The sequence below is a fragment of the Bacillus bingmayongensis genome (assembly GCF_000299035.1).
Classification (GTDB): Bacteria; Bacillota; Bacilli; order Bacillales; family Bacillaceae_G; genus Bacillus_A; species Bacillus_A bingmayongensis.
In genome coordinates this window covers 1,238,919-1,256,729 of record NZ_JH921517.1, presented here as the reverse complement: position 1 = coordinate 1,256,729, position 17,811 = coordinate 1,238,919, and the positions used below count along the sequence as shown (strand labels likewise).

Genomic DNA, 17,811 nt, shown 5'->3' with positions numbered 1-17,811 from the left:
GGAAAAAGCAACAATTCGAATTGTTGCTTTTTTCTTTATAAATAGCTTTTGATAATATTACGGGAATGCATTTATTAGGGTTTCTTGTGAAAATATTCACTTAAATTATAGGGGGCTACTGTTCAACAAAAAAAGCATACCAATTCGTATGTGAATTGATATGCTAATTCATATAATATTTAAAGTGTTTTTCTCCGAAAACGGAACTACTTATTTCAAGTAGTCCTTCTCATTATTTAGGTAATTCAATTCGAAACTTTGTACCTTCTCCTTTTACACTCTCCACTGAAATTTTCCCGTGGTGCAATTCAACAATTTTCTTTACAATAGATAAACCTAAGCCACTTCCTTCCACATTACGAGCCCTCGCTGTATCTACCTTATAAAATCTATCAAAAATCCGATCCACTTCTTCTTGTCCCATACCAATCCCGCTATCTGAGATTGAAATCACTACACTCGTTTCTAATTCTCGCGCTGCAAATGCAATGGTTCCACCACTATCTGTAAACTTAATACTATTTGTAAATATATTTGTCCAAACTTGATGAAGTAAATTCTCATCGCCTTTTATATTCACGTTGGGAACATCAAATTCAACCGCAATGTCTTTTTCACGCCACTTCCATTCCAACATAAAAATGACATCTTTCATTTGCTTATGTAAATCAAACTCTTTTATTTGAAGAACTTTTTCCTCTTTATCTAAAGAAGCAAGCGTGAGCAACTGTTTACATAAACTAGACATTCGCTTACTTTCGCCCTCAATAATTTGCAAATAATGTTTCCTTTCATCTTCTGTCATCTTCTCTGACTGTAATGTCTTTGAAAAACCTTGAATGGAAGATAATGGAGATTGAAATTCATGAGATACGTTGGAAACAAACTCTTGTCTCATTTGATCTAACTCTTTTATACTTTTCGTCATCTTTTTAAAACTTGTAGATAATGTCCCAATTTCATCTTTTCGTCTTTCTTCTAATTCAATATCATATTCACCATTCGCAATTTTTTGCGTCGCTTTTGTAAATGTTTGAATCGGACGAATGATATAACGCGCTGCAACAGCAATAAAAATGATACTTAATACAACAATAAAGCCAAGCAAAACCGCTAAGAAAATCCTCATTTCACCAAACTGCTGCTGAATATCAGGGCGAATAAATAAGGCATATTGCTTATCACCATTTTTCAGTGGAACCCCTACACTATTAATTAATTCATTATCAAAGAAACCTGTTATAAACAGACGGGTTGGATAAGTAGAAACACCATTGTATACCTTACCTTGTAAAACTTCATCAATTGTAGCATCGTTAATTTTTAAAGTCCGAAAAGCATTTCCAATCCGTTTCCCCTGCTTTTGATCATCTACTACATAAATCTCATAACCTAATTTCGCAATAGAATGCAAATACTCATCCTTCGTTTCCTCATTCTGTTTTTCATACAAATGTTTTACTTCCTCAGCGTAACGTAAAATTTTTTCACTATTATATGGTTTTAATTTCACTTGATAATAAACATTGGTTAATAAAAAACCAATGACACTACTAAGAAGCATAATCCCAATGGTAATCAATACAAATCTAGAATAAAGTGATTTCATCTTATTTCAGCTCCAACTTATAGCCAAGTCCACGTACCGTTTTAATTTGAAAATCATCCGTGCGCTTTGAAAAACGATCTCGAAGCCTCTTAATATGAACGTCTACTGTACGCTCATCCCCCTCGAAGTCCATTCCCCACACAAGTTCAATTAACTCTTCTCTCGAAAAGGTTCTACCTGGATAACTCGCAAGTTGTGATAACAATTCAAATTCCTTTAACGGCAGTAAAATTGTTTGATCATTACATTTTACTTCAAAGCGTTTTCTGTCAATCGTTGTCCCATGCAGCGTTATTACGTCTGCACTCAACATTTGATAACGACGAAGTAAAGCTTTCATACGAAAAATCACCTCTGCTGGCTCAAATGGCTTCACAATATAATCATCTGTTCCTGAAATAAACCCTTTTTCTTTATCCACCAATTGATCTTTGGCAGTTAATAAAATAACGGGTATATCATGATATTTTCTAATTTCTTCGCATAAAGTATATCCATCAACAAATGGCATCATGATATCAACAATGGCAAGGTGAATATTTTCTTTTTCTAATATAGATTGCGCTACCTTTCCATCCTCAGCTTCAAAAACTTTATAGCCTTCCTTTTGTAAGTGATAATGTAGTAATTCTCTAATATGCCCGTCATCATCTGCTAATAAAATATGTATCATATTCGTTAAATCCTTCCTTGTTTATCCTTCTACACCATTACATTAAGAAACAATTGTGTTTTTTGCAAGAAAAAGCTTGCATTTAAAATTAAATATATACAAATATTAATAGACATTACAAATGAAAGCCTGTATCTTCGATTACTAAGTAATTTTCGATACAGGCTTTTTTATTTAGCCTTACCTCTTCGTTCGTTAAGCTGTAAAACCCGCTTGTTTGTAGGAGCTAAAAAGACCGGGCAAGTCGAAATCCAAGGTCGTCAATGCAAAATGACGGATGACTACGACGACGACACGAAGCTCCGCACCCCCTGGCCTCTTCAGCCCAGCTACCACCTCGAAAAATTCGGTAGGATCCGTACACTTGTTCATCATATAAATCAAAGCACCACTCCCAAACATTCCCTAACATATCATACAGCCCCCATGCATTCGGTTCCTTTCTGCCTACTTCATGGATTTTGCCTCCTGAATTTTCATTATACCAGGCAATCTTATCAAGCTCTCCATATCTATAACCAGTAGTCCCTGCTTTACATGCATATTGCCACTCTGCTTCTGTAGGAAGTCGATAGCCGTCAGATTCCCAATTACAAATAATGTTTTCACCATCATTACTTATAGAATAACACTCTTTCAGTCCAGCTTTCTGTGAAAGTAGGTTACAAAAATAAATTGCATCATTCCAAGAAATATTTACAACGGGATTTAGATCTCCATCAAAAGAATTAGGTGATTTATTTGTAATAGCATAGTATAGATCCATAGTTACAGGATACTAGGAAAGAAGAAACGATTTTATTTCAACTTTCCATTTGCTGTTTATTCGATCGTCTCTTAATTCTATTTCTCCCTCTGGAATTTTTACCATTGGATAGTCAATGTAACTCATTATTTCATTTGACACTCTCACTTCCTCCTAACGATCTTAATTTTACAAATCCCATCACATTCAAAACCATTTAATCAATACAAAAATTACGTTGTTTTTTTACAGATAACTATCCATTAGCCATTCACGCAGCGCAAGCACTACACCAAAGAGAATGAAAATGGATAGAACCTGTTCATGCTGTTTTATGGCTTGGAGAGGAAGTTCGATCGATCCATTCCGTTTGCGCTTATAGTAAAAAAAGATAGTAGGGATATTCAATCCTTACTATCTTTACTCTTAATATTTATATGTCTTGAATTTGATATGCTGTCTTTTCTCTATTCTAAAGAATGTATAAAAAGTCCGCTACGAAGCTTCGGTTCAAACCAAGTTGACTTTGGCGGCATAACTTCTCCCGCATCGGCAATTGCTAATAAATCTTCCATTGATGTAGGATATAAAGCAAACGCTACTTTATAATCACCACGATTTACAAGGCGCTCTAGCTCCTCTAAACCTCGAATACCACCAACAAAATCAATGCGTGTATCAGCACGTGGATCGTGAATTTGTAGTACTTGACTCAATAAATGCTCTTGTAAAATAGACACATCTAAACGTTTTACAACATCATGGACATCAAATGTTTCTTCTTTCACAGTGAGTTTATACCATCCCTGATCCAAATACATACCAAATGATTTTGGTTCAGTTGGTTTATATGGAGAAACACCTGCTTTTTCCACATAAAAATATTGTGAAATTTGCTGTAAAAATTGCTCCTCAGATAAACCATTTAAGTCTTTCACAACACGATTATAATCCCAAATCGATAGTTCATCATGAGGGAATAACACAGATAAAAAGAAATTAAACTCTTCTTCTCCTGTATAGTTCGGATGTTGTTCCCTACGCATTAGTCCTACTTTCACAGCAGATGCTGATCGATGATGTCCGTCTGCAATATATAAGGAAGAAATCTCTTCAAATAATTCTACTAATGCAGAAATCGCATCAGTTTCTGCGATTTTCCATATTACATGCTCTACACCATCATCAGCAGTAAATTGATAAATTGGCGTGTTATTTTCTTGCCAATTTGCAATTAACTTTGTTACTTCTTCTTTTGCACGATATGTTGAAAAAATTGGACCAGTATTCGCATTACATATATCAACATGACGAATACGATCTTGTTCTTTTTCATGACGGGTCCGTTCATGCTTTTTAATCGTATTATCGGTATACTCATCGATTGATGTACAAACGACAAGTCCAGACTGCGTTCGCCCTTGCATCGTTAATTGATAAATATAAAGACATGGCTCTTCATCTTGAATCAATATTTCTTCTTGCATTAAACGTTGTAAATTTTCACTTGCCTTTTCATATACACTGTTATCATATGGTGAAACAGCCGGGTCTAAGTCTATTTCAGCTTTATCAATATGTAAAAAGGAATATGGATTTCCCTTTACAACTTCTCTTGCTTCTTCACTATTTAACACATCATACGGCAGTGCTGCAACTTGTGCAGCCTTATCAGATACTGGACGAATAGCCCTAAATGGTCGAATTGTCGCCAAATTTCTCTCTCTCCTTTATACAATCATTCGAACAGCTACTACACCTGTGATTTTCTTTATGTTTTCAACTACATTTTCTTTAATTATATCAGCAATTCCATTATCAATATCAATCATTGTATATGCAAAGGAACCTTTGCTACGGTTAATCATATCAGCAATATTAATATGGTGTTCCGCTAAACAGCCTGTAATTTGCCCCACCATATTCGGAACGTTTTGATGCATAATCGTAATTCGTTTCTTTCCGACATAAGGAAGTTCCACATTTGGGTAGTTTACTGAATTACGAATGTTTCCTGTTTCTAAATAGTCACGTAACTGGCGAGCGGCCATAACTGCACAATTCTCTTCAGACTCATACGTAGAAGCTCCAAGATGAGGTGTTGCTGTCACATTTTTCAGTTTTATTACATTTTTATTTGGAAAATCAGTTACATAATGATTAATAATTCCTTCTTCTAAAGCTTTTGCTAACGTAACTTCATCCACAAGTTCTCCTCTTGAGAAGTTAAAGAGACGGACACCTTTTTTCATCGTTTGTACAGCATGTTCTCCAATAATACCTCTCGTTTGATCTGTCAATGGAATATGCAATGTAATATAGTCACATGTTGAAAAGATTTCATCTAAACTAAATGCACGTTGTACGTGTGTTGATAATCGCCATGCTGTTTCAACAGATATATATGGATCATATCCAACAACATCCATACCAAGAGATAATGCATCGTTTGCTACAAGAGCACCAATTGCGCCAAGTCCAATAACACCAAGTCGTTTTCCTGCTATCTCTGAGCCAACAAATTGTTTTTTTCCTGCTTCTACAAGCTGCGGAACTTCTTCACCTTCTAATCCCGCTGTCCAACCAACCCCGCTTATTATATTACGTGACGACATAATAAGACTTGCAAGAATAAGTTCTTTCACTGCATTCGCATTTGCCCCTGGTGTATTAAAAACAACAATCCCGCTTTCTGTACAACGTTCTACAGGAATGTTATTTACACCAGCTCCTGCTCTTGCAATTGCCTTTAAATCTTTTGAAAATTCTTCTTGATGTAAGGAAAAGCTTCGAAGTAATATACCATCTGGATGATCTAATCCTTCTCCAACCTCATATCGCTCTCCCTCAAAAATTTGCAAGCCTTTTTCAGCAATTTGATTTAATGTTTGAACGCGAAACATTTCCCCATCTCCCTATCTATTCTCTAGCTCAAAATCCTTCATATAATCTACTAATTGTTGAACACCTTCTACTGGCATTGCATTATAAATACTAGCTCGCATACCACCAACAGAACGATGGCCTTTCAATGTAACAAACCCTAACGTTTTAGCTTTTTGTAAAAATTGCTCATTTAAATCATTCGCTGGTGTTGTAAATGGAATATTCATAAGCGAACGATACGCAGGGTCAACTGGTGAAGTAAATAATTTTGATTCATCTAAAAAATTGTATAGAATTGCTGCTTTTTTTCTATTTTGTTCTTCCATTGCAGATACGCCGCCCTGCTCCTTTAACCACTCTAGTACTAGCTTCGTCACATAAATACTAAAGGATGGCGGTGTATTGTATAAGGAATTATTTTTACTATAAGTTTCATAGTTTAACATTGTCGGACAAGAAGTGTTCGCTTTGCCAATTAAGTCTTTTCTAATAATTGTAATCGTTAGCCCTGCTGGTCCTAAATTCTTTTGTGCTCCTGCATAAATTAAACCAAATTTCTCTATATCGTATTCTTCGGATAAAATATTCGAAGACATATCAGCAATAAGTGGAATATTCTCTAACTGTGGCAACTCAACATATTTCGTTCCTTCAATCGTGTTATTCGTTGTTATATGTACATAATCTAGTTCTTTCGGAATCATTGAAACATCTACATGTGGAATCGTTGAAAAATGATCTTCTTCTGATGAAGCAATAACTTCTACTCCCCCAGTTTTTTGAGCTTCCTGTAAAGCTTTCTTAGACCATGAACCCGTAAGCACGTATCCAGCTCTTTTATGTTCATTCATTAAATTTAATGGAACCATTAAAAACTGCAGAGATGCCCCTCCTTGTAAAAATAAAACATCATAATTCTCAGGAATGTGCATCAATTCACGAAGCAAGCTACTTGCTTCATCTATAATACTTTGAAACTGTGAAGATCGGTGACTCATTTCAATAACAGACATGCCTGTCCCATTATAATTTAAAAGCTCCTTTTGCACTTTTTCTAAAACCGGCAAAGGGAGTATAGATGGTCCTGCTGAAAAATTGTAAACTCTCTCCATCACTCTTACGACCTCCCTGTTTCTATATTTATCCCGCTTTAACGAGCAGTAAGCCTCCATCTCAAGATTTAGAGAGATGAAAGGATGGGATGTTTTAGGAAAACTGCCCGTAAAAGCCCGATTGGTTAAGGCTAACCATCAGTGGGGGAACCCCTACCCCACTGATCGAGGTTTCATCGTATTAATTTTTAAACTTTCTGAATTATAACCCATATAAAATATACGGTCAATTTGTTTTGCTTCATTAAGGCTCAAGACGCAATGGAACCGTTTGCAGATACATTTTTATCTATAAACATACAAAAAAGTGTTAAGCATTTTATCATGCTTAACACTCCATTCATAAATTTATAAGAGTTAATTGTCCGTAAAGAACCGGTCGAAAATTTGATAAATAGCAGAAAGACCAAAGAGCCAATAAATGGTATCTACAAGAGCTGGTGTAGAACCAAACCATTTCTCAACTACATTATAATCCAACGCCACAAACAACCAATTCAAACCGCCAAGAATCACCAAAATTACTGTAAGGTAAGACAAAAATTTCATTATGATTGCCCCCTAGGTGATAAAATGGTGAAAGGCCTTTCACTAAAATATATGTAACAAAATTCGAAACTTGCGCATTTCTTTATTAAAATTATTTTTTGTACCAGTCCTTTATAACCGTTTCAGCTTCCTTGCTATGAATCTGATACGCATGAGTTCGATTATTAGAACCAATAAACCATATTGAAAATCCTTTAAAGTATGGCTTAGACTCTAGAACATCTCGAAAAGCACGCCATCCATTAGATTGAATCTCTGGAGAAAATACTTTTGAAGCATTTGGATTCCATGGATTTTGCAACCCGAATTCTCGCGCTGGAATATTAAAACCTCCAAATTGAACTACCCCCACCTACCTCTACATGAGCTTGAGATGGGGGATTCATATGTTTCTGCTCAAACAAAAACACTTCCTCTCGTTCAACGAAGAGGATACAACGATATAGAAATTCAGTAGTGTCCTTAGGCAAGACGACCTCTTTCTCTCTTCCGAGGAAAACAGAAAAGGTACAGCTACTTTCTTCCTCTATCGAGGCGAAGAACACCATGCCATGCATCCAGTTCCTAGACCTGTTATCTGCTCTGGTGACAAGCGTAAGAGACTGGGACCAGGGATTCTTTTTTCATTACGCCAACAGTTTTGCTAGTTTTTTCTTTTCATTTTCAAATAAGTCTAATCGCTCGATTTGTAATGCCTCTTCCGGCTGATTTACATGATATAACTGATAGAAATGATGCGTACGAATATCCAATCGATTGTTTAATTGATGCCAATGGCTCCAGTGGTGCGCTTCTTTCTTTGGAATATAAGGCTGAAGCACTTGAGGAACTTTTTCTTTATACCCTAATCCACGACGCCCAATTGTAAAGGCGGCAGATTGATGGATTGAAATCCCCAATTTCCGCATATATTTCATCTTCCCTGAAATCGAAGTGTAAGCTGGATTGACTTGAAAGACAGCCACACCCCTTTTATCCGCACGACCCAGAATCGCGCTTGTCATCTTCTGATAAGCGAACAGACTCTTCATCCGATTCGCTCGCTTATTTCCGTACCGATCCCCTACCCTTGATTGCGTGGTATCTAACTTCTCTATTACAATCGGCTTGTTATACCGCTCCGCTAAGTCAACTAGGCGAATGGCTTCCGCTTCGATTATCTTTGTGATTTGTCCAGTGGATTTCCCTATAATGGAAAAGCGAAAGGAACCACTCCCTTTGTAATTTCCATCCTCCGTTACATTTGCCCAAGCAAAATGATCTAGATTACAATCTACCCCAATTACACCATCCGCTTTACTGTAATTTGTGTGAAGGTTTTCCGGTACATCGACTAAACATTTCACAATGTAATACTCCCCCTAGTCTTCAACAGACCACGCAATCGGTTTGCCATGTTTTTTCTTATTCTTACACTGTAATTGTTTTGTGATCACTTCCTCCATGATTTCTTGCCCATACGGGAATGTGACAGCTGGAAACATAACCTGTTTTCCTGTACTTGTCGTCATCCATAATTCCTGATTCTGGGTAACATACTGAAACACAAAATTTCCGTGTTTGGCATCTTTACGGCCAGATAGAATGAGTTGTTTATTTCGAGCATGGGAAAATAACGCTTTCCATTTGTCATGATTATGTATAAATTCATCGATTGTAAATTGAGACCGAAACAGTTTTTCACTTCCAAATACTGCGCTTGGAATATTCGTTTGATAAGATGAAAGTTTTTGCGTTAAACGGTATTTCCGGTGGGTTAGAAGGCCGATTTTCACCTGAATTCTTTTGATTTGAACATCTAAGTATTGGTGTTCAAACAGATATTCATTTAGCCAAATCAAGGTGTCTTTTTTACGGGATAAGGAGATGAGGTTGTTGTGCTTCGCGAAGCGGGTGTTTTTCAGAAATGTCAGCTTTCCTTTCACACAACTTTGTTTCATTTTACGAAGATTTGTCAGTTTTGTCCGTTCTTGTTTCAACTTTTTCTTGAGTTTCTTAATCTTCTCTTGTGTTTGCTTCTCATATATTTTTTGTAACTCCATTAAACCTGTAAACAGCGCCTTTGCTTCTTGCATCGCACTGTTTGCATAGTAATCATTCAATTGATAGTTCCGTTTGAGAACAAGATGAAGACTATCTGTATACATCTTACGGTTCCAACATTTTTCTCGGACGATTGTTTGAAACGCAAAGCGTTTCGCCTGATTAAATGTTTCGATTGTCTTTGTCAATATATCTACCATTTCATACGGCATATCTCTTTTATAGATTCGTTTCGAAAAATACGCTTTCTTCACCTGTTCTCACCTCATTTTGTTTGATAAGACAATTATACAATAAAAAGAACATACGTTCTACAAAAAATGATTTCCCTTAAAAAAGAAAAAACCGATTCATCCCCCACCTTCACTTCGTTTAGAGGAGGGAGTCTTCTCGGTTAAAATGATAAAGTCCTCATCAATATCATACATACAAATATGAAAATCCTTTATAAATAGTGATGGTATGGAATCACCATCATCTGTATATTTTATACGAAAATAATCCTCTAAAAAATCTTCAGATTCCATATTTCCTAGCCATAATAAGACAATTCCTTCTTTTTCCATACATACAATCTCCATCCATATACCGTTTTTTCAGCACACAAAAGTAATTCTTAAACCCTCTACATACTACACTTCAAAACTTCCTCTTTCATAGTCGTCTATCTTCTCCCAAACTATTATTTAGATCTTCCACCTTCATGTTCTCAAACACTACAACTGGATGATCAGTATTCTCTTTATAAGAGGAACAAATTATTTTTTTAATTCTATGTTATTTTAATGGTATAAAAACTTGATAACCTCCTCTGTTATATTATCAATGAAATAACACTTTCCATTCTCTACAACTAATTGCAGCTCACTACCCACCGGAAAAGAATAAACTGCTAGAATTGCAGGTTCGATTTGAGCTACTGTGTTAAAGTCACATACAACTAAGTTATCTGGATCATTTACGTAATCATCATCATCAATATCCGAAAAAAATCTCCAGCCATTATCAACACTCGTTACAGATTCATCTCTAACCAACCATTTTAATTTTCCATTCCCCTCCAAAATGTTTTTTGATACGATACAGCCGCCTGCATTTTTGATAAATTCTGACTTTACGTAATTGGACATATTCTCTCACCCTTTCCATTGTTTCTTTTTATGATTGTTAACGATTGTAAGCTTCTATACACTGTCATCAATAATTTTGAACCCACTATACTCAATTAAAGCTCTAAACACATCGCTCCCGCCATACGGCCATCCATAAGGATAAAATTCAATTCTCCCAATATTGTTTGTTGCCTTTTCACAAGAGACTAGTTCATATTCCCCAGAAGCAAATGCATCAATCATAGATTCAAAGTCCCATGGGGTTCTCAGTTTAGGGTCTGTTAAACGTTTTTCTACAGGGATTTGTTTCCATAAAATCTGGTAATGATGTAATTCTTCTTCCGTCGGCCACCAAAACTGTTTTAATACATCTTCTTCAAAATATTCCAGCCAAATAGAATCACTAGAATCTATCATCTCTTTTTCTTTCTCTTCTTTCAGTTTGTAAAAAAATTCTCTTAGTTTCTGAAAATGAGCTTCTTTGTGTATTACAAACTCAAAATAACAATTCGTCATGTACTCACCCCTATATTTGTATGACCATGAAACTATATTTCCCTAAATTATAACATTCCATAATTTGATTATGGTATACTATCGCTTTATAAGAAAGTTATTTCCACTTGAAAATTTTTATTAAGTAATAATAAAGTGAAACCTTAATCAGTGGGGGTTTTCTCCATCCCCACTGATTATTAGCCCTCACCAATCGGGCAACTCCTACAAGAGTAAGAGTCTTATACACATTATTTAGGTGTTAAAGTTAACCTTTTTCCATCTATTCCTTCTGTACTAAGCCTAGTAACATGATAACTTCCATTTACCCAGTCTTCTATTTGATCATGATACCAGCTACTTTTAAAATGTCCTGATTGCCCCGGTCCTACGATATGATAGCCATTAGACATATCCTTTGTATCTATCACAAATCGCCAAGATGCTCCGTGATTCACAATGCCATCATCTCCATAACTTGCTGCTTGAACCGTAATATTACTCCCCCCAATCGGGACAGGTTTTTCACGATTGAAAAAGAACGCGAGCACATCAGATGATTTGGACATAGGATGCGTAAAAGAAAGTTGATGATATTCTCCCCACTTCCATTTCGTTACGTCTGATCCATATTGTTTTTCAAGCTTTTTCATTACCTTTGAATACGATGTATGTAAAACTTCTGTGAAGCCTCCATATTTAGAGAACCATACACTGTTTTCTCCGCTCATTTGTTTCCGTATCAATTCATCAATAACTTGTTGTTTACCTTCAAATAATTCCATTACATCCTTTGGTATTTCCTTTGAAAATAAAGTATTGGATATTTCTTTCATCCATAAATGAAAAATTAACGGGGCCGCTTTTTCTTTATTATCGTAAAAATCCCAATTTGTAAGCTCTTTTATTCCCTGCTTCTCCACGTCCGATACGTTTACTTTATTCAGTTCTTTTAAAAACACTGGAGCAAACTCTCTTGCGTGAAGATTTTTTTGATCCATTTGCAGCTCTTGTAAATCCCTCGCAGTCAATTGATCCTTTTCCTGCAAAAACTCTTGAATACGCATTTGACGATACGGCTGCGCCCAAATGTGACTAATATGATACGGATAATCATCATTTATAATTTTATTATTGGCTGTCGAAATAAATCCCTGCTTTGGATTTATAACTTTTGGAAGTTTATCAAATAGAATATAGCCTTCCCATTCATATTCATCTGTCCATCCAGGAACGGGTAAAATCCCATTCCCTTTTTTCCGTACCGGTATGTTTCCGTTTGCTTTATAAGCAATTGTGCCATCTGTTGATGCAAATAAAAAGTTTTGGGTAGGAGTATGAAAATCTTCTAGCGCTGATTCAAATTCAGTCCAATTTGTTGCTTTGTTCATATTTAATACAGCCTTTAATTCAGCTGAAGGTTCGAGTGCCGTCCATTTTAGAGCAAAAACAGCCTCATCTTTATTTTTATAAGCAAATTCTGAAATGACCGGACCATGTCTCGTAATCGTTACTTCATAAGGAATTGTTTTTCCATCTTTCACTTTTATAGGTTCCTTCACAATCGTAGCTTTTTCCCATTTTTCGTTATACAAAAATTCATTTGGATTGTCAGGATTTCTTTTTTCAATATATAAATCTTGCACATCCGGACCTGTATTCGTAACACCCCAAGCAATTTGTTTGTTATGCCCTAACATAACACCAGGAACACCCGCAAAAATAACGCCGCTTACATTTATATCTTTCATTTCTAAATATGTTTGATACCAAATAGATGGTGTCGCTAAAGAAAGATGAGGGTCATCTGCTAATATAGGCATTCCAGATGCACTTTTTTCTCCACTTACTACCCAATTATTACTCCCATTAGATTCTGGAGGAATAATTGCTTTTGCAAAGCTTTTTTCCACATTCACATTCAGATCATTCAACTGTGCTAATAATCTAGGAGCATTCTTTGGATAAGTCGGAAATAGCTCATAGGCCTGGTCTTTTGAAAGATGTTGAAGTGCCCAAAATCGAAATGCTTGCCCATGCCAATGACCACCTAAATCAAAAGCCATATATTTTCCAATCGTTAAAGAATCAACCGGAGTCCATTCAGCAGGCTCGTATCCTAGTAAATGAAACTCTACTGGTAGTTTCCCGTCCTTTTTCGCTTCCTTTATAAAGGCATTTACTCCATCAGCAAACGACTGCAACGCATCTTTTGCTTCACCTGTATATTCGTTCACTGACGCTTCCGCTGCCCGTCTAAGCCCAAGTGTCCGAAATAATTTATCTTTATCTAGCGCGGCCTTCCCAACTACTTCGCTTAACGTGCCAGATGCTTGTCTTCTACTTAAATCCATTTAAAATAAACGATCTTGCGCCTGAACATACCCTTGTGAAAAATATAAATCATGCGCATTCTCAGCTTTAATATGAGGCACACCTTTTTCATCTCGTGTTACTTGAACCGATTTTTGCAATCCACTGACATGAACCGTCCCTTCTACCTTTGGCATTGACTTCATTACGAATGCATTTGCAAAAATTGCCGTGGCAACAAGTAAAACAAGAATAATACTACCAGACCAAATGACAATTCTTTTTCCCTTACCTCTTTTCTTTTTCTGCTTCACAACAACTTCCATACAGGCTCCCTCCTTTTTCAATGTATTCGCTTATATTAGGAGAGAACCCTTTCAGATTATAGAGAACCATTAATCTTTGATATGTAGAGCACTATTTACTTTTTAACATTCTTATCGTGAGCTGTCATACTCAAAAGGTAACGATAAAAAGCCCCAATAAATTTCAATTTACTGAGGCTCTCTTTTTTATTAAATACTCAATAGCAAACTCTTTATCTTAAAAGCATTTCTAACAAAGGAATTTTAAACGCACCTAAAAACTTCGGAATGACAAATGCGATAATAAGAAAAAGCGCTTCCACAGCTATCTTTTTCCATTTAGAATTCGATAAGTACTTCTGATAAAAATAACAGCTGACAAAAGCCATAAATAAACACCAATGAGAACTGGATATAAATGCGGCATAACCATTGGAAAATATTCAGTACCCATATCAGCAGTCGGATCGTCCCAAAACAAGGCTATCGTAACTGCAAAAAAAGCATGCAAAATTCATCATATGGAAAGCAGAAATTAAAATAAGTATCATTAATATAACTTTATCTTTAAATAGATTGATTAAATTATTTTTATAAGCCATAAAACCCACCTGTATATGTTAAATTAGTCTTTTCCTACCTCAATTCGATTCTACAATTTTATTGAGGTACTAACATTAACAAGTTGCTACCTCTTTTTTCTATACTAGATCATATATCGTCGATCCTATCCAAAATGTTAACATTATTTTCATCTACAACTGCTTTCATTTCATCTTTTTCAAAGATTACAAGATATCCAGAAGGCAATGTTAATACTTGAGTAAGAGAAGGCTTCAATTTTAATAATTCATATGCATAAAATGCTTCGTACTCTTCTGTGTCATGCTCATCATTAACAGGACCTATATACCAACCGGAGTCATCATTTTCACAATCTTTTGTTCTTTCTAAGTAAATATCATCTAATTCCAATACATTTTTGGCAGCTACAATTTTGTCACAAAAGCGCAGTAACTCCCCTTCAATTGCTAATGACTTTACAAAACTCACTTGTGTTAATAGTATCCATAAAGAAATCGTCAAATCATCTGTCATATCTTCAAATGGATTCTTTGTATAATCATGTACGATAATATGAAATCCATCTTCCCTTTCATCAAGAAAATAAATCGACCAACCAACTTGTATAGAAAAACCATCTATTAATCGATCATTTTCTACTTCAGTTAAAAAATGAAATAAACCTTCTACCTGCACCGCGAAGCTCTTTTCTGCCTGAGCAATAAAAGTTTTATCTCCGATATTCTTAATGAACTTTTCCACTTATTTTCTCCCTCTTTTCACAAGTACCTCAATATCCTTCTAAATACTCACTCTATTATAATAAGTACTATTTTCTTTTTGAATATTTAGGATGGCTATAAATATCTCCATTTCCCCTCACTTCTCACTAAAATTTTATCAATCAATAAATGATCTCCGTCTTCCCCAACCTTTTCTATTATACTTTTCATTTTTTCAATTCCATTACTAGCATTACAATCACAAAAAACAAGAATATCTCTCGCTGGTATCGCAACCGCATATCCATTTGATACGAATTCTTTTAGTGAGTAATCCCATAAGTCGTCTAAAACAATTAAACTAGCTTCGAAACTCCCGTCAAGAATTAAAGCAAAACACCCTTCCGATAGCGTGTGAACCCGTAGTTCTTTTTCATCTGCTAATTTATAAAGATTATCTATCCCGATTTCTAATAACTGCTCCTCATCTAAGCCTCCTTCTGATATATGCCTATTTTGAACATATTAAAAATAATCGTTTTGATCGTTCTCAACTAAAAAAGTAATAATTAGGTCTTCATTAAAATATGTATGAACAAAACTATTTTCTTCAGATAAAGTAAAACACTCTTCATCAAGATCCTCTTTTACTATTGGTTTTAAGTATGCAACTGCTTCCTTACAAAATTGGATTGTCATATAACTACACCCCTATAATTTCTATAACAATACACACCAATTAACAGATATAAAGCCAACAAAACACTACCAAATTGATCGGAAACTTAATCGAGAAATGAGTACCTTTAAACTTGCACTAAGATGCCGATACTCTTCCGTTTCAAAATCTTCTATAACAATTTCTCCAGTACGATTGTTCATAAGAATTAACATCCCACTACTTTCAAATCCTATAGGAATATATATTTCATCCCCTTGTCTAATAAATAAATAATCTTGAACACGCTCTATAAATAAAAATGGTTCAACACCTGGTGTTACAGGGAATAAACTAATATTGTAATTATCAATCTAACCAATCATCTCGAGAAACCAATAGGAATTATAATATTCTTTTATATCAGAATAAAGATTAGCATTTAGTTCTTTTTCAAGTTCTTGAAAATTATCATATTCATCCTTCTCCTTTGGCTTCCAAAATATATAGCCATCCTCATCCTTTTCACCAATATATAAGCGCTTGTCAATCTCTACATTAAATGGAACCTGCGGGTGTGTTCCGTTCCAATCGCTCCATTTCAATAAGTAACTTTCAAAGTAACGTTGCATGATCGCTTTCAACGCTGATCACCTCTTCAAACATAAATTCGAAATCAACCCTTGTATACTTTCTGAAATCGTTTCAAATGAACCTCTCTCAAAATCTTCTAATCTAACTTTCCCATCTTCATTGTCAATCACAACTAACATTCCGTTACCTTCAATACCTATTGGGATATGTTTTAATCTATCTTGGTGGTTCCCCTTATAGCCCTTTAACCGTTCTTTAAATGAATTCAATTCAATACTCGGCAATACCGCTTCTAATTCAATATAATAATTTTTATAAAAACCATTTAATTCAGCAAACCAATAGGAATTAAAATACGTAGTAACTGTTTGATGAAACTGAACTCCCATTTCTTGCTCTAAATGGATAAAGTCGTGTACGATATTTTTTTCTACTGGTTTCCATAGAATATAACCCTCCTCATCTATTTCCCCATCATAAAGAATAGGATTCACTTCTTCAAGAACTGGTGTTTTTAATAGAAAATCTAAACCTTCGTGCGCTAATTTTATTCTTAACCTAAAGTATTGTTGCATTGCATTTTGAATAGACACACATATTCCCCTTTACTTCACTTAATTTTCCCCCTACAAATCTATCATCAAAAATGGATTTGTATCTCTTCAGTAAATACCTATGTAAATATGCCTCTAAATTAGAAGCACTCCATTCTTATTCACCTGTATCCATATCAACTCTCATCATTTCTACAGTTAGTTATTTACAACAAATCGGATTTCCTGCCCCCTCTATTCCTATCACAACAAATTTTATACTACTCTTTTTTTACTAACGCCCAAATTCCATACTGATTATAAAACAATTCATCTTCTGAAAAATGTCTACACTCCGTATGTTGTAATATGAAATGAGGATTATTTTCATCTAGACTAAATGTAGAATAGTCCGTTAAGCTAGGCTTTTCAATGAAATTATACAGACAAAAAACGTTCATTAATTCTTGAGCATATTGCGGAGTTACTTGATCTTTAAAAGTAATTACATCCGGTAGTCCAAAGCAATGCATACCACATGTATAGTAAAAATCCTCTTCTTCGATCACTGTTACAAAAGCTTGAAATAATTCTACTGCATCATCTGTATGATACATATCATTCCAGCTTTCAATTGTATTTGCAGTACCTGAGGATTCAACTTTCACACCCAGTCCTCCAGCTTTTACAAGTGCACTTGCAGCATCAACTAGCTTCCTTATCTTTTCAATGGATCCTCCTTCCCCAATTAAATACAACGTTAAAGAATGTTTTCTAATAAGATTAAGGTCTTCCTCAGTAAATGAATTATATCCAGAAATTTCAAAAGCTTCTGCTACTCGCTCATCATGTTCATATATATCAATTTCAAAAAAAATACTCGGATCCCCTAGTTTAC

17 protein-coding genes and 3 pseudogenes are annotated in these 17,811 nt (G+C 35.2%); all 20 read right to left on the bottom strand.

The annotated features are described in order from the left end of the window. Positions 1 to 232: 232 nt before the first annotated feature. A complete protein-coding gene (locus Y7E_RS0113510) occupies positions 233 to 1,609 on the bottom strand; it encodes a sensor histidine kinase (RefSeq protein ID WP_017151794.1) in 1,377 nt (458 codons plus the stop codon). Between the two features lies 1 nt (position 1,610). Then, positions 1,611 to 2,282, bottom strand: coding sequence for a response regulator transcription factor (locus tag Y7E_RS0113505; RefSeq protein ID WP_017151793.1), 672 nt, complete (start codon positions 2,280 to 2,282; stop codon positions 1,611 to 1,613). A 226-nt stretch (positions 2,283 to 2,508) separates the two neighbouring features. Beyond that, positions 2,509 to 3,174 (bottom strand): annotated as a pseudogene (locus Y7E_RS29770) (formylglycine-generating enzyme family protein). Between the two features lie 320 nt (positions 3,175 to 3,494). After that, complete coding sequence (locus Y7E_RS0113495) at positions 3,495 to 4,742, bottom strand: DUF1015 domain-containing protein (protein WP_017151790.1); 1,248 nt, start codon at positions 4,740 to 4,742, stop codon at positions 3,495 to 3,497. 15 nt (positions 4,743 to 4,757) lie between these two features. Further along, positions 4,758 to 5,930, bottom strand: a complete 1,173-nt coding sequence (locus Y7E_RS0113490) for a phosphoglycerate dehydrogenase (protein ID WP_017151789.1) — start codon at positions 5,928 to 5,930, stop codon at positions 4,758 to 4,760. 12 nt (positions 5,931 to 5,942) lie between these two features. Then, complete coding sequence (gene serC / locus Y7E_RS0113485) at positions 5,943 to 7,025, bottom strand: 3-phosphoserine/phosphohydroxythreonine transaminase (RefSeq protein WP_026049204.1); 1,083 nt, start codon at positions 7,023 to 7,025, stop codon at positions 5,943 to 5,945. A gap of 357 nt (positions 7,026 to 7,382) precedes the next feature. Beyond that, complete coding sequence (locus Y7E_RS0113480; protein ID WP_017151787.1) at positions 7,383 to 7,574, bottom strand: DUF378 domain-containing protein; 192 nt, start codon at positions 7,572 to 7,574, stop codon at positions 7,383 to 7,385. A 91-nt stretch (positions 7,575 to 7,665) separates the two neighbouring features. After that, positions 7,666 to 7,917, bottom strand: a pseudogene (locus Y7E_RS0113475) (glycoside hydrolase family 113); the annotation flags it as partial. A gap of 283 nt (positions 7,918 to 8,200) precedes the next feature. After that, positions 8,201 to 8,920, bottom strand: coding sequence for an IS200/IS605 family accessory protein TnpB-related protein (locus Y7E_RS34380; protein WP_017151785.1), 720 nt, complete (start codon positions 8,918 to 8,920; stop codon positions 8,201 to 8,203). Between the two features lie 15 nt (positions 8,921 to 8,935). Then, a complete protein-coding gene (locus tag Y7E_RS34375) occupies positions 8,936 to 9,871 on the bottom strand; it encodes a hypothetical protein (protein WP_017151784.1) in 936 nt (311 codons plus the stop codon). Positions 9,872 to 9,967: 96 nt separating this feature from the next. Then, entirely contained in the window at positions 9,968 to 10,183 is a 216-nt protein-coding gene (locus tag Y7E_RS29760) for an immunity 22 family protein (RefSeq protein ID WP_017151783.1), read from the bottom strand. A 216-nt stretch (positions 10,184 to 10,399) separates the two neighbouring features. Further along, a complete protein-coding gene (locus Y7E_RS0113460) occupies positions 10,400 to 10,747 on the bottom strand; it encodes an immunity protein Imm33 domain-containing protein (RefSeq protein ID WP_017151782.1) in 348 nt (115 codons plus the stop codon). A 54-nt stretch (positions 10,748 to 10,801) separates the two neighbouring features. Beyond that, positions 10,802 to 11,245: a hypothetical protein gene (locus Y7E_RS0113455; protein ID WP_017151781.1), complete on the bottom strand. Its 444-nt coding sequence runs from the start codon at positions 11,243 to 11,245 to the stop codon at positions 10,802 to 10,804. Between the two features lie 230 nt (positions 11,246 to 11,475). Then, positions 11,476 to 13,863, bottom strand: a pseudogene (locus Y7E_RS29755) (penicillin acylase family protein). Between the two features lie 304 nt (positions 13,864 to 14,167). Next, the gene (locus Y7E_RS34370) at positions 14,168 to 14,353 is read right to left on the bottom strand and encodes a hypothetical protein (protein ID WP_237741374.1); all 186 of its coding nucleotides are present in this window, start codon (positions 14,351 to 14,353) and stop codon (positions 14,168 to 14,170) included. A 200-nt stretch (positions 14,354 to 14,553) separates the two neighbouring features. Then, positions 14,554 to 15,168, bottom strand: coding sequence for an immunity protein Imm33 domain-containing protein (locus tag Y7E_RS0113440; protein WP_017151777.1), 615 nt, complete (start codon positions 15,166 to 15,168; stop codon positions 14,554 to 14,556). 485 nt (positions 15,169 to 15,653) lie between these two features. Further along, a complete protein-coding gene (locus Y7E_RS34365; protein ID WP_017151776.1) occupies positions 15,654 to 15,827 on the bottom strand; it encodes a hypothetical protein in 174 nt (57 codons plus the stop codon). 333 nt (positions 15,828 to 16,160) lie between these two features. Then, entirely contained in the window at positions 16,161 to 16,430 is a 270-nt protein-coding gene (locus tag Y7E_RS31710) for a SecY-interacting protein Syd (RefSeq protein ID WP_017151774.1), read from the bottom strand. 6 nt (positions 16,431 to 16,436) lie between these two features. Next, on the bottom strand, positions 16,437 to 16,973 hold the full coding sequence (locus tag Y7E_RS0113425) for a SecY-interacting protein Syd (protein WP_017151773.1): 537 nt from the start codon (positions 16,971 to 16,973) through the stop codon (positions 16,437 to 16,439). Between the two features lie 221 nt (positions 16,974 to 17,194). Then, positions 17,195 to 17,671, bottom strand: coding sequence for a DUF4261 domain-containing protein (locus Y7E_RS29735; RefSeq protein WP_017151772.1), 477 nt, complete (start codon positions 17,669 to 17,671; stop codon positions 17,195 to 17,197). Positions 17,672 to 17,811 lie beyond the last annotated feature (140 nt).